Source organism: Bradyrhizobium sp. CCBAU 53421 (genome assembly GCF_015291625.1).
Taxonomy (GTDB): domain Bacteria; phylum Pseudomonadota; class Alphaproteobacteria; order Rhizobiales; family Xanthobacteraceae; genus Bradyrhizobium.
Genome location: NZ_CP030047.1, coordinates 6,892,127 through 6,905,724, shown reverse-complemented (window position 1 = coordinate 6,905,724; position 13,598 = coordinate 6,892,127). Strand labels below are relative to the sequence as shown.

Sequence of the window (13,598 nt, the reverse complement as noted above, 5' to 3'; positions counted from 1 at the left end):
GTGCCTAGCCCCCACATGCGCGGCGCCGTTGCATAACGCCGCGCATGGTATGGCGGCTATGCCTTGACGAAAGCGAGCAGGGTGCCGTTCGCAGCGGCCGGCGGCACGGTGATGCCGCCACCGCTCTTCACACCGGTCGCGCCCAGAGCCTTCTCGGTGGCGGTGAGGTCGGCGGCGAGCACGAGGCCGGCGCCGCCGCGCTCAGGCAGGCCATCCAGCGACACGCCGGGATAGCGTTTGCCGAGCTGATCCCGGGTCAGGAACACGAAATCGGCGCGGTCGCCGCCGGACGGCACCGCAACCGCACCGTCGGGATCGCGCCTGACGGCGATGTCGATCATCCTGGAGAGATGCGCGGCATCGCTTGCGGGATCCGGCGAGACGATCAGCGCCTGCTTGAGGCGCTTTGCCCCATTGGCGTGGGTCATCAGTTCGGGAATCCACACCGTCTCGCGGGTCTTGTGCTGGCAGGCGAAGATGCGGACGCCGCCGGGTGCTTCCGCGGTCGGCCACTGGAAGGTGCGGAATTTCGCCGCCGAGACGGTGCCATCAGGCAAGGTCACCGGCCGTTCGAAATCAGTCGGGCCGATCGGCGGATAGCCGCGCGCGCGGGTCTCCTCGGCGCCTAGCGCCGAATCCAACGCGGTGAACGCGATGCGTTCGATGCCTTCGCCGCGCTTCTCGAGAAAGGCGCGCGCCGGCGCATTGTGCTCTGTCGGCGTCAGCACGCCGAGCAACTCCATGTAGTCGGGGTCGAACATGATGGTGTAGTTGCCCGATCCCATATGCGCGCTGTGGGTGCCGCGCGGCGACACGGTGAAGCCGAGCCGCTTGTAATTCTCGGCGGCCTTGTCGAGGTCCTTCACCATGACCACGGCGTGATCGATTCCAATGACGTTCTTGAGTGCCACTTGTTGTCTTCCCGGCTGGAATTTGCTGTGACGTTTTCTTGGCGCGAAGGTGTATCCCCTTCGCTCGAAAACGCTATAAAGCTAACCAGAATGATCGGGCGCCCGCAAGAAAGGATCATGATGAGCAGCAATGCCGTACGCTGGCCCAATTCGCTCTGGGCAGCAGTGACGCCACCCGGCCCCGATTGTCCCGAATTGACCGGCGCGCAACAGGCCGATGTCGTCATCATCGGCGGCGGCTTCACGGGTCTATCGACCGCGCTGCACCTGCGCGAGGCCAATGTCGACGTCGCGATCGTCGAGGCCGCCGAGCCGGGCTGGGGCGCCTCCGGTCGCAATAATGGCCAGGTGATCCCGACGCTGTCGCGCCCCGATCCCGACGACATCATCAAAAGACATGGCGCGGCCGGCGAGCGCTTCGTCGCGATGCTGCGCGACAGTGCGGCAATCCTGTTCGACGTCGTCAAGCGCTACAACATCGAGGCCGAGCAGGAGCAGGCCGGCTGGGTGCAGCCGGTGCATTCCCCAGGCCGGATCAAGATCGCGGAGCGGCGGGTAAAGCAATGGTCGAAATTCGGCGCTCCGGTCGAATTGCTGTCGCGCGACCAGACCAGGGACATGCTCGGCTCGGATGCGTGGTATGGCGGCTTCTGGAACAAGACCGGCGGTCACGTCAACCCGCTGGCGCTGGCGCGGGGACTTGCGCGCACCGTGCTCGGCCTCGGCGCGCGGATCTACGCCCGTTCGCCTGCGCTCAGTTTCGAACGCCGCGGCGATCGCTGGGTGGTGAAGACCGAGAGGGGCGAAATCTCCGGTCGCGCGCTGGTGGTCGCGACCAACGCCTATAGCGGCGAGTTCGCGAAATCGCTGGTGCCTGAGATCGCCACCGAAGTGATGCCGGTGCTGTCGTGGCAGATGGCGACGCAGCCGCTGTCGGACAATGTCCGCAAAACCATCATCCCCGGCCGACAGGCGATGTCCGACACCCATGGCGAGCTGTATTTCGCGCGCTACGACGCCCGCAATCGGCTGGTCACCGGCGGCGCCGTGCTCGGCCCCGGCGACAAGACCGGGCGGCTGAAGGCGCGGGTGACCGAGCGGCTGCAGCGCCTGTGGCCGCAGATCGGCGACGTCTCCTTCGACTATGTCTGGAACGGCTATGTCGGGATGACGGCGGATTTCCTGCCGCGCATGCATCGCCTCGGACCGAATGCCTATGGCTGGACCGGCTGCAACGGCCGCGCCGTCGCACTGACGATCCCGCTCGGCCGCGAATTGGCGCGGGCCGTGCAGGGCGTGCCGGACAGCGAGCTGGCGCTGCCGTTCACCGAGACGGTGCAGTACATGGCGCACGGATTGCTGCGCAAGCTCGCGCCCTGGATGCTGTTGCTCTACCGGCGCCGCGATGCACAGGAGCTGATCAAGGGCGATCGCTTCGAATTGCTGCGTTGGGCCGAGTATTTCCTCGCCTCGCGCCGGTCAAGGTGAACGCGGACCAACGTTGCGCTTCGAAGAATGGGAGCCCAAACTGGTCCGGTGGAGCGCCGCGATCACGAGGATTCCGCCGTTGGCGGACAGTGTTGTGGAAACCCCGACGCGACGCAGGCGTTATTGCCACATACCGAGTCCTGGGAGGTGGGCATGGCGAGGAAGCGCATTGGTATTCTCACGGGCGGCGGTGACGTCCCTGGCCTCAACGCCGTGATCAAGAGCGTGACTTATCGCGGCAGCGAGGACGACATCGAGGTTGTCGGTCTCCGCCGCGGCTGGGAGGCCCTCACACACCTGAACCTCGACGACCCGGCCAGCAAGTCCCACTACATCATCCCGCTGAACCGCGAAAACACCCGTGTCATCGATCGGCGCGGCGGCACCGTGCTGCACTCGAGCCGCACCAATCCCTCCAAAATGAAGAAATTGCCCGATCATCTCGCGGGCCGCGACTTTCCGGTTTCCCGGAGCACTAAGGGTGGCATCGCAACCACGACGTGCGATCTCACCAGCCAGGTGCTAGCGAACCTCGCGGGGCTCGGCATCGAGCATCTGATCGCCATCGGTGGCGACGATACTCTCAGCTATGCGGATAAGCTCAACGGGCTCGGCGTCAAGATCATTGCCATCCCGAAGACGATGGACAACGACGTTCGCAACACCGAATACTGCATCGGCTTCTCGACCGCGATCACCCGTGCCAGCGATGCCATCCAGCGCCAGCGCACCACCGTCGGCTCGCACGAGCGAATCGGCATTTTCCGCGTCTTTGGCCGCGATGCCGGCTTTACGGCACTCTATACCGCATACGCAACCTCTATCCGATGCGCCATACCGGAGCACAAGGTCAATCTCGACAAGCTGATCCAGCTTCTTGTCGATGACAAGCACGGCAACCCAAGCAACTACGCGCTGATCGTGCTCAGCGAGGGCGCCGAGTGGGAGGGCTACAAGGTGCAGGAATTCGGCGAGCCTGACGCCTACGGTCACCGCAGGAAGGCGAGCGTGGCCGAAGCGTTCGCGGACGAGATCAAGCGGCGCACCGGCGAGGAGACGATCGTCTCTGACCTCACCTACGACCTTCGGTCAGGCGATCCGGACTTCATCGACAAGCTGGTGGCGCTGACGTTCGGCAATATGGCCTACGATGCAATCCTGGAAGGCAAAACCGGCCTCATGTCGGCGCTGGTCGAGGGCCGCTACGACCTCGTGCCGATCCCCGACGCCAAGCTCGGGCCACGCAAATTGGACGTCGCCAGCGCGTACAACACGGAGCGCTACCGTCCTCTCTATTCCAACAAGCGGGGCCTGCCGATCTTTCTCAACCGCGCTTCATAGGGCGGGTGGTAACCCCATCGAGCATGACGAGCTATTCCAGATGCGTCGATATCCCGTATCGACACGCGGTGACGGAGGAGCCATAGTTCCGCAACGAATTTGCGCGGGGAACCTGTCGCACCACACGACGTTCTTTTTCGCAAATGAGCGCGCCGTCGCCCCCGGCGCAGCGAGCGCCGAGGCGAAGGCGCTGCGCTGCGGTCGGAGGGATGCTCATGAAACTCACCATTTCGGTCATCAAGGCTGACATTGGCTCCGTTGGGGGCCACACGAAACCATCTGCGCGCATGATGGCGGCAGTCGAAGGGGAGGTCGCGAAAGCGATCGACAACGGTCTCCTGATCGACGGTTTCGTGCGCCATACCGGCGACGACATCGCGATCATCATGACGCACACGCGGGGCGAAGGGAGCTCCGAAGTCCACCAATTCGCCTGGAAGACGTTTCTCGCGGCCACTGCGGTTGCGAAGACCTCCGGGCTCTACGGCGCCGGCCAGGATCTTCTCGTCGACGCCCCTTCGGGAAACGTTCGCGGCGCGGGCCCCGCCGTCGCCGAACTCAGCTTCGACCACAGCCTCTCGGGCGCGAGACCCGCGGAGTCCTTCATGGTGTTCGCCGCAGACAAATGCGGCCCCGGCGCCTACAACCTGCCGCTCTATCTGGCTTTTGCCGATCCCATGTATTGCGCGGGGCTGATGCTGCCCCCGATGATCAAGGGCTTCCGTTTCCATATCATCGATATGGACAACACCGCCGGCGACAGCGTGATCGAACTCGATGCGCCCGCGGACGGCTACCACATTGCGGCGCTGCTTCGCGACAACGAGCGCTTCGGCATTGACCGCATCGTCTCGAAAACCTATGGCGAGGTCGCCGTCGCCGTTTCGGCGCAGCGCCTTCACTCCATCGCAGGCAAGTACACCGGCAAGGATGATCCGGTCGCGGTCGTCAGGAACCAGGGCATTTTCGCGGCGCCCGAAGAAATCATCTCGCCCTTCGCCAAGGCGCACTTCGTGGGCGGCGATGCGCGCGGCTCGCATGTGATGCCGCTGATGCCGGTGCCGCTCAACACCCCGGTGACGGGGATGTACTGCCTGCCGATCGTTTCCTGCGTCGGCTTCTCGATCGACCGGGACGGGAAGTTCTCGGAGTCCTATACCGATTTCTTTGACAACCTTGCGTGGGACGAGGTCCGCCAGCGGGCGCAGCGCAAGGCGATCGAGATGCGCAGCCAGGGCTGGTCCGGTGCCGCGATGCTACCCTATTCCGAGCTGGAATATGGCGGCTTCCGCGACACGGTATCCGGATTGCTGAAGCGCTTTCGGCTGCGCGAGGAGCCAAAGCCACAAGCGGCGGAGTAGGGACCGCGCGCGCCCGGCTACACGGTCGCGGTATCGTGCTCGCGCGCGAACGCGCCGCCGGGAATCGCCGACAGTAGCGCTTGCGTATAGGGATGCTGGGGCTTGCCGAACACCTCGGCGGTCAGGCCTTGCTCGACCACGGCGCCATCCTTCATCACGGCGACGAGATCGCAGATCTGCGCGGCGACCCGCAGATCATGGGTGATGAAGATGATGGAGAGGCCGAGCTGTTGACGCAGCCCGGCAAGCAGCTTCAGGACTTGCGCCTGCACCGAGACGTCGAGCGCCGAGACCGGCTCGTCGGCGACCAGCACGTCGGGCTTCAACGCCAGTGCACGTGCGAGCCCGATGCGCTGGCGCTGGCCGCCGGAGAATTCGTGCGGATAGCGATCGCCGGCGGACGGATCGAGGCCGACCAGCTCGAACAGTTTTCGCGCCTCCGCGATCGCGATGGCGCGGTCGGTGCCGTGCACGATCGGTCCCTGCGCCACGAGCTCCGCCGCCTTGCGGCGCGGGTTGAGCGAGGCGAACGGATCCTGGAATACCATCTGGATGTGGCGTGTCTCGCGCCTGATCTCGTCGCGGCCGAGCTTCGCCCAGTCCTTGCCGTCGAGCACGATCGATCCGCTGTCGGGATCGATCAGCCGCACGATGCAGCGCGCCAGCGTCGATTTGCCCGAACCGGACTCGCCGACGATGCCGAGCGTCGCACCGCGCGGCAGGCGCAGCGAGACGTTCTTGACCGCCTCGGTGACCCGCGCGCCGCGGCCGAGGAAGCCGCCGGTGCGATAGGTTTTTGAAACCCCGTCGATGGTCAGGATGTCCTTGCCGGAGAGGATGCGCGGCGGCGGCGCCGTCAGCGGCGGAACGGCTGATATCAGCTGCTTGGTGTAGGCATGCTGCGGATCGTTCAGTACGTTGTCGGCCTTGCCCTGCTCGACGATTGCGCCGTGTTGCATCACCACGACGCGGTCGGCAATCTCCGCCACGACACCGAAATCATGGGTGATGAACAGCACCGCGGTCTTCTTGCGCTGCTGCAGATCGCGGATCAGCTTCAGGATCTGCGCCTGGGTCGTGACGTCGAGCGCGGTCGTCGGTTCGTCCGCGATCAGGAGCTTCGGGTCGAGCGCGAGCGCCATCGCGATCATGGCGCGCTGGCGCTGGCCGCCGGACAGCTCGTGCGGATAGGCCTTCGCGGCCGCCTTGGGGTCGGGGATGCGGACGTCCTCGAGCAGCGCCAGCACCCGGGCGTTGATTTCGGCCTTCGAGAGCGCGGTGTGGATCGCAAACATCTCGCCGATCTGGTCGCCGATGGTGCGCAGTGGATTGAGCGCGGTCATCGGCTCCTGGAAGATCATCGCGATCCCGGCGCCGCGCACCTCGCGCATTTCGGCCGGATCGGCGGCGCAGAGGTCGCGGCCGTCGAACATCATCCGGCCCCGTTCGATCGTGACTTCGTTCGGCAGCAGCCGCATGATCGCGTTCGCCATCATCGACTTGCCGGAGCCGGACTCGCCGACCACGCAGAGGATCTCGTTCGACGCAACCGACAGCGAGACATCGGACAGCGCATGCAGCCGGTCGGCGCCTTTGGGCAGGCGCACCGTCAGCCTGTCGAGCGAAAGAACTGCGTCGCTCATCGGCTCTTCAGCCTCGGATTGAGTGCATCGTTCAGGCCCTGGCCGACCAGCGACACCGCGAGCACGGTGACGAGGATCGCAATGCCGGGGATCGCCGAGACGTACCATTGCACCCGGAGCACGTCGCGGCCGAGCCCGATCAGATTGCCCCAGGAGGCGACGTTCGGATCGGACAGCCTCAGGAACGCGAGCGCGCTTTCCAGGAGGATCGCGACCGCCATCACCACGCTGGCATAGACGATCACGGGCGGCAGCGCATTGGGCAGGATTTCGCCGAGGATGAGCTGAACGTCCTTCATGCCGAGCGTCTTGCCGGCCTGGACGAATTCGCGGTTGCGCAGTGACAGGAACTCGGCGCGGGTCAGCCGCGCCGGCGCCGGCCATGACACCACGCCGACCGCGATGGTCACCGTGGTCAGGGTCGAGCCGAACACCGCGACCAGCACCAGCAGCAGCACGAAGTTCGGCAGCGTCTGGAACGCCTCGGTGATCCGCATCAGGACATTGTCGACCCAGCCGCCGTAATAGCCCGCGAAGGCGCCGACCAGGATGCCGATCATGATCGCGATCACGGTGGCGACACCGCCGATCAGCAGCGAGATTCGCGCGCCGTAGAAGATCTGCGCGGCGATGTCGCGCCCGGAATTGTCGGTGCCGAGCAGGAAACGCGGATTGGAGAATGGCCAGACCAGCGGCCGGCCGGCCAACGCGAGCGGATCGCGCGGATAGAGGAAGCCCGCGCTGACAGCCATCGCGACGATGAGCAGCAGCAGGATCAGGCCGATCACCGCGGCCGGGCTGCGGAAGTAGCGTTTCACCGCGTCCATCGTCAGCCCTCCGCCGCGATGCGCGGATCGAGCCGCGCGTAGAGCAGGTCGACGACGAAATTCACTGATATGACCAGCAGCGCGGAGACGAAGACGATGCCGAGCAGGGTGTTGAGGTCGCGCTGCACCACCGATTCATAGGCGAGGCGGCCGAGGCCGGGCAGCGAGAACACGCTTTCCACCACGACCGAGCCGCCGAGCATGGTGCCGGCCTGCAAGCCGATCAGCGTCACCATCGGCAGCAGCGCGTTGCGCAGCACATGGCGGGTGATGACGTGGGTCTCGTCCAGCCCCTTGGCGCGGGCGGTGCGGACGAAGTCCAGGTTCAGCACCTCCAGCATCGAGGCCCGCATGATGCGCAGATAGATCGCAAGGAAGATCAGCCCGAGCGTCAGCGTCGGCAGCACCAGGTGCGCGGCGATATCGAGCACGCGCCAGATCCCGGTCTGCACGGTGCCGATGTCCTCGAAGCCGCCGGGCGGCAGCCATTGCAGATAGACCGAGAACACCACGATCGCCATCAGCCCGAACCAGAACGAGGGGGTGGCGTAGAAGATCAGGCCAAGCGTCGAGATCATCGTGTCCGGCCAGCGGTTGACGCCGCGCGAGGCGATCACACCGAACACGAGGCCAAAGAAGAAAGCGAATGACAGCGACGCGGTCATCAGCAGGATGGTCGGCGGCAGCCGCTCCAGGATCACGGTCGCCACCGGCTTGCCGTAGATCGAGGAGAAGCCGAGATCGAGCCGCACCAGGTGCCACAGATAGTTGCCGAGCTGAGCCGGAACCGAGAGGTCGAGCCCGTAGAACTTGCGCAGCTCTTGCGCGGTCGCGGCATCGCCGCCGCCCATCTGCGCCATCAGCGCATCGACGGTGTCGCCCGGCGCGAGCTGCAACAGCAGGAACACGCCGATCAGGATCAGGAACAAGGTCGGAATCGAGGCGGCGAGCCGCCGCCCCGCAAGGCTCAGGATACGCATGCCGCTATTTTGACTGATCCCGGGCTAGGCCGAAAGCCAAAGATCGTGCCAGCTCGCCGAGCCCCAGCGCGGCGTGTTGGAGTGGTTGCGCGCCTTGGCCGCGATCACGGTGACGAAGATCTGCTCGATCGGCATCCAGACCGGCAGCTCGGTGTTCACCTCCTTGACGAAGTCGGCATAGAGCGCCTTGCGCTTGACCGGATCGACCTCGGTCGCGGCGTCGTCGATGGTCTTGTCGACGGTCTTGTCCTCCCAACCCCACTGGTTGGTCCACGGCGCGCCCTTGGGCTGGCCGGAGCGGTACCATACCGTGGTCGAGACCGCGGGGTCGTTGCGGTACTGGTGCCAGCCGGTGGCGAGATCGAAGGCGTGGTCGTCATAGACCTGCTTGAGGAAGCCGCCGCCGTCGTTGCGCACGATATCGACCTGGATGCCGACTTCGCCCAGCGACTGCTGGATGAAGGTCGACCACAGCGAGATGTCCTCGCCCCACGGCGCCGGCAGCAGTTTCAGCGCGAAGCGGTTGCCGCCGGAGGCCTTGAAGCCGGCCTCGTCGAGCAGCGCGATCGCCTTGGCCTTGTCGTATGGATATTGCGGCGTGTTCGACCCGGGATAGAAGTCGGTCGAGGTCGACGGGATCGGGCCGGTGCCGAGCTTGGCGAAATCGCCCAAAAAGTTCTCGATGAAGAACGGGACGTTGATCGCATGCGCGATGGCGCGGCGGACGCGGATGTCGGACAGTTCCTTGCGACGGAAGTTGAACTCGATGGTGTTGGTGCGGGCGTTGCCCTCGTTGCCCTTGGTCTGGACGATAAAGCGCTTGTCCTTGCCGAGCCGCGCCATGTCCGAGATCGTCAGCCCCGAGAACGGGCTGTAGTGCAGCTCGCCGGCCTCCATCTGGGCGGCCGCGGCGGCGCGATCGGTGATCACCTTCCAGACGATGCGGTCGAGATAGGGGGCGTTCGGCCGCCAGTAATCCGGATTGCGGTCGGCGATGATGTATTGCCCGCGCTCGTATTTGACGAATTTGAACGGGCCGGTGCCGACCGGCGCCAGGTTCGTCGGGTTCTGCCTGATGTCGCCGCTCTCATAGAGATGTTTTGCCGAGACGTAGCCGAGGTCGGGCAGGGCGCGGAGCAACAGGTTCAGCGGCATCGGCCGCTCGTAGCGGAAGATCGCGGTCTGCGGATCTGGCGTATCGACCGAGGTGAGGAACAGCTGCAGCGTCGATCCATAGTTGAGGATCTTCTTCCACATGTTCATCGCGGTGAAGGCGACGTCCTCCGACGTGAACGGCTTGCCGTCGTGCCAGGTGACGCCCTTGCGCAGCTTGAAGGTGACGGTCTTGCCGTCCGGCGTCGCTTCCCAGCTCTCGGCCAGCACGCCGACCGGCTGGCCGTTGGCATCGAGGTCGACCAGATTCTCCTGGATCTTGCCGCCGATGATGTAGACGCCGGTCGAGGCCTGGATGCTCGGGTTGAGCTGGCGCTGCTCGGCACCGTAATGGACGTTGAACACGCCGCCCTTGCGCGGGGTTTCCTGCGCGAATGCCCGCATCGGATTGATGACGTTGGCCGCAATCGCGGCCGAAGTCAGAAGGGCCGTGCGGCGGTTGATCTCAAGGCGGGACAAATCCATACGCGGGGTCTCCAGAACATACATAAAGGCTTGCAGCAGGTGGCCGGCCGATCGGCCGTGGCGCCCTTTCGCGATGTTACGATGGAATGGGAACCCGAGTCATTTTCTAATGCCTCGGTCTTTTGGAGGATCGTTTCCGAAACCTGAAGTGGCGCGCCGCAGCGCATCGCAACCCGGATTGCGCGCATGCGGACGGCGGGAGATGCGCCGGGTGATTCTCTTCAAGGGGCCGTTTCGGGAGCCCCGAAGCGGCGCAAACGCTGTAAAATTAGGGGTCGGAAGCGACTTGACTGTAAAAAACACTGGAAAAACCCCTGATTCGGGGGCTGTCCACAGCGATATTGGTGGGGTGAGTGCAGAAAACACTGTTTTTCTCGGCGTTTTCCGCCATATCGTGCCCACTCCAGAATCAATGGAGCAACCATGGCTACCCAACTGTCGAAGTCGCAAGTGATCGAGAAGATCGCGACCACCACCGAACTCTCCAAGCGCGACGTCAAGAACGTTTTGGACTCGCTCGTCGATGTCGGCCACAAGGAGCTGAAGAAGAACGGGGTGTTCCTCGTCCCCGGCTTCGCGAAGTTCGTTGTGGTCAAGAAGCCTGCGACCAAGGCGCGCAAGGGCACCAACCCCTTCACCGGCGAAGAGATGATGTTCAAGGCCAAGCCGGCCCGGAAGATCGTCCGCGCACGGCCGGTCAAGGCCGCCAAGGACGCGGTTTAAGATGAAAGGCCTCCGGTGACGGAGGCCTTTTGCTTTTGAGCCGTCGCTTCCTGCCGTTGGTTGCCCGCTTGAGCGTTTTCGAGCGCAGTGGACACCGGTTCGCGTGAAGAAAACGCGCCAAAGCAGATCTGGAGCTCCGGTCCGGTCGAACCAGGACCGGAGCTCTAGACCACCGGCGACCGGCCACCATCGACATTGATGGCGGTGCCGGTGATGTAGGAGCCTTGCTCCGAGGCCAGGAAGCAGGCGAGGTTGGCGAACTCCTCCGCCGTGCCGATGCGGCCGAGCGGCGTGCCCTTGGCAAGGCCCTTGGCGAACTCCCCGAAATCCGTGTCCGGCGCCTGGGCAGCATGCCGCTTGACCCATTGATCGCTCATGATCAGACCCACCAAGAGCGCATTCACCAGGATGTTGTGCTCGCCGCCTTCATTGGCCATCACCTTGGTCAGCGCCATGCCGGCGGCGCGCGACACCGAGGTCGGCGCGGAATTGCCGGCCGGCGCCTTCGCAAAGGTGTTGAGCACGTTGATGATGCGGCCCCACTTGCGCTGCTTCATGCCCGGCCACACCAGCCGGCTGAAGCGGATCGCGGCGAACAGTTTCAGGTCGAGGTCTTCCTGCCAGGCTTCGTCGCTGATGCTCTCGAACGCCAGCGTGCGCGCGGTGCCGGCATTGTTGACCAGCACGTCGATCTTGCCGAGATCCGCGACGATCTGGTCATAGGCCCTGCTGATGTCGGCGGCCTTCGCGACGTCGCAGACATAGTCGCGTACCGCGAGGCCGTCCTTGGCCAGCGCCTCGCGCGCCGCGGCGAGGTCGGCCGCGCCGCGGGCGAGGATCGCGACCTTGGCGCCGGATTCCGCAAACCGCCGCGCCACCGCGATCCCGATACCTTTGCTGCCGCCGGTGACCACCGCGACGCGGTCCTTCATTGATAGGTTCATTGTTGTTCTCCGATGGATCAAGGTCCCGGAGACGACGCTATCAAACCGACAGCGCGACCAACAAGGTCATGCAGAGCAGGTGTGCCGTGATGATCAGTGCGAGATGGAGCGGGCCGGACATCGGAGGTCTCCATGGTGGTGTGCCGCTGCGTGCGCAGTAAGATGAGCACTGCCGCCTGTCTCCCTCCCCCTGAAAGGGGGGGGCGGGGTGGGGGTTGCTCTCCACGGACGCCGGTGCCTGTGGAGGCGGGATCCCCACCCGGTTTGCCGCGCAAACCGACCTCCCCTTTTCAAGGGGAGGTGAAAGCGCCGGCTAGTTCAAACTTGCGGCCGCCGTAAAACTGCGGTCGACGGCCTTGCCGACGTCGAGCGTCTTGCCGAGGATGCCGTAGCGCGTGGCGCGGTCGGATGCGGCCTGCACTTCCTTCACCACGGCTTCGTCGATCGCGATCGGTGAGGTCTTCTGCGCGGTGTAGGCGGCGAGCAGCACGTCTTCCGGCAGTTTTGTGAGGTCGGCCGTGCTCTTCGCGTATTCGGCGAGATGGTCGAGCGACCACAGACGCGCCTTGTTGAGGCGCTGCACGAGGTCCTGCACCGCCGCGCGCTTGGTCGCGATCGCGTTGTCGGAGGCGACGATGAAGGTGATGGTCGGCGTCAGGCCCTCGCCATCGGCGACGACGCGCGCGTTGTCCTTCAGCCTGGCATAGGAGATGTAGGGCTCCCACACCGCCCAGGCGTCGATCGAGCCGGCGAGCAGCGCGATCTTGGCATCGACCGGACCGAGCGGGGCGAAGGTCGCGTCCTCGATCCTGCTGCCGGCCTTTTCCAAGGTCGCGTTGATCAGGAACTGGCCCCAGCCGCCGCGCGTGCCGGCAAGGCGCTTGCCCTTCAGGTCAGCCGCCGTCTTGATCGGCGAATCCCCGCGCACCAGGATCGCCTGGGTCCGCGCGTCGGAGCGCGTGCCGCCGATCGCCTTGATCGGCGCCCCCGAGGCATAGACCGTGAGGAAGGACAGGTCGCCGGTGTAGCCGACGTCGAGCGCGCCGGCATTGATCGCCTCCAGGATCGGCGCTGCGGCCGGAAATTCCGACCACTCGATCTTGTAGGGCAGATCCTTGGCGAGGCCGGAGATATCGAGCAGTGAGCGGTTGCCGCCTTTCTGGTCGCCGACGCGCAGCACGATCGCATCAGCGGCGAATGCCGCGGCCGATGTCGACAGCGTGATCACCGCCGTGATCAGCGCGGCCGCGGTGCGGCGGGTGAGAGTGTAGCGAGAACCCGGGCGGGTCAGTTTGCGCATATGGATTTTCTTTCTGATTCATTCGCTGCTCGGCGGAAAGCGCGGCAGCGTTCGACCGAGTCTATGACCAAGCCGTTCGCCGTCAACGAAACGGAAAACTGAAATCGGACCGCGCGCAGCAAGGATGATCTCGCCGAGCCGTCATGCGTAGAAGACATTGCGCAAGCGGCCGTCGTTCGCTCAAATCTGGTGCAATCGATCCCGTTCTGTTGCGTGTTTGCGCCGTGCCGACCGCGAAAATCCTTTCATCGTCGCGCGCTGCGATCGTGGAGAGTTCAGCTGCCGCGCCGACCACATTCGAAATTCCATTTCATTGACGGTGAACTTGTCGCGCCGCATCATTTACACGTTGCTTTGAACGCAATCGCGCCGGAGAAATCCGCTTTTTCTGAACCATGAGCTTCGAACGACGGGGCGCGCAGACGGAGACGTTCTGCGCGCG

General features: G+C 64.7%; 11 protein-coding genes. 4 read left to right on the top strand and 7 right to left on the bottom strand.

The window, feature by feature from the left end; translation table 11 throughout:
• Positions 1-56: 56 nt before the first annotated feature.
• Positions 57-911 carry a VOC family protein gene (locus XH92_RS32435; protein WP_194455769.1) on the bottom strand — a complete coding sequence of 285 codons (855 nt, stop codon included), beginning with the start codon at positions 909-911 and terminating at the stop codon, positions 57-59.
• 120 nt (positions 912-1,031) lie between these two features.
• On the opposite strand from XH92_RS32435, the gene XH92_RS32430 reads away from it, so the two are divergent.
• The 3 genes from XH92_RS32430 to XH92_RS32420 all read left to right on the top strand — a co-directional run bounded on the left by XH92_RS32430 (position 1,032) and on the right by XH92_RS32420 (position 5,101).
• The gene (locus XH92_RS32430) at positions 1,032-2,399 is read left to right on the top strand and encodes an FAD-binding oxidoreductase (RefSeq protein ID WP_194461519.1); all 1,368 of its coding nucleotides are present in this window, start codon (positions 1,032-1,034) and stop codon (positions 2,397-2,399) included.
• 153 nt (positions 2,400-2,552) lie between these two features.
• Positions 2,553-3,740: a 6-phosphofructokinase gene (locus tag XH92_RS32425; RefSeq protein WP_194461518.1), complete on the top strand. Its 1,188-nt coding sequence runs from the start codon at positions 2,553-2,555 to the stop codon at positions 3,738-3,740.
• A 143-nt stretch (positions 3,741-3,883) separates the two neighbouring features.
• Positions 3,884-5,101 (top strand): fructose-1,6-bisphosphatase, encoded by a 1,218-nt coding sequence (locus XH92_RS32420; RefSeq protein ID WP_283063110.1) that lies wholly within the window; start codon positions 3,884-3,886, stop codon positions 5,099-5,101.
• A 17-nt stretch (positions 5,102-5,118) separates the two neighbouring features.
• Here XH92_RS32420 and XH92_RS32415 read toward each other — a convergent pair whose 3' ends face one another.
• Genes XH92_RS32415 through XH92_RS32400 form a run of 4 tightly spaced genes read right to left on the bottom strand, consistent with a single transcriptional unit; the run spans position 5,119 to position 10,189 of the window.
• A complete protein-coding gene (locus XH92_RS32415; protein ID WP_194455768.1) occupies positions 5,119-6,744 on the bottom strand; it encodes an ABC transporter ATP-binding protein in 1,626 nt (541 codons plus the stop codon).
• Positions 6,741-7,571: an ABC transporter permease gene (locus XH92_RS32410; RefSeq protein WP_194455767.1), complete on the bottom strand. Its 831-nt coding sequence runs from the start codon at positions 7,569-7,571 to the stop codon at positions 6,741-6,743. The genes XH92_RS32415 and XH92_RS32410 overlap by 4 nt, the downstream gene beginning before the upstream one ends.
• Before the next feature lie 2 nt (positions 7,572-7,573).
• On the bottom strand, positions 7,574-8,551 hold the full coding sequence (locus XH92_RS32405) for an ABC transporter permease (protein ID WP_194455766.1): 978 nt from the start codon (positions 8,549-8,551) through the stop codon (positions 7,574-7,576).
• Positions 8,552-8,575: 24 nt separating this feature from the next.
• The gene (locus XH92_RS32400; RefSeq protein ID WP_194455765.1) at positions 8,576-10,189 is read right to left on the bottom strand and encodes an ABC transporter substrate-binding protein; all 1,614 of its coding nucleotides are present in this window, start codon (positions 10,187-10,189) and stop codon (positions 8,576-8,578) included.
• A gap of 423 nt (positions 10,190-10,612) precedes the next feature.
• On the opposite strand from XH92_RS32400, the gene XH92_RS32395 reads away from it, so the two are divergent.
• Positions 10,613-10,912 (top strand): HU family DNA-binding protein, encoded by a 300-nt coding sequence (locus tag XH92_RS32395; protein ID WP_016843119.1) that lies wholly within the window; start codon positions 10,613-10,615, stop codon positions 10,910-10,912.
• 164 nt (positions 10,913-11,076) lie between these two features.
• Here XH92_RS32395 and XH92_RS32390 read toward each other — a convergent pair whose 3' ends face one another.
• Positions 11,077-11,856: an SDR family oxidoreductase gene (locus XH92_RS32390; protein WP_194455764.1), complete on the bottom strand. Its 780-nt coding sequence runs from the start codon at positions 11,854-11,856 to the stop codon at positions 11,077-11,079.
• 313 nt (positions 11,857-12,169) lie between these two features.
• Positions 12,170-13,156, bottom strand: coding sequence for an ABC transporter substrate-binding protein (locus XH92_RS32385; protein WP_194455763.1), 987 nt, complete (start codon positions 13,154-13,156; stop codon positions 12,170-12,172).
• Positions 13,157-13,598: the final 442 nt, after the last annotated feature.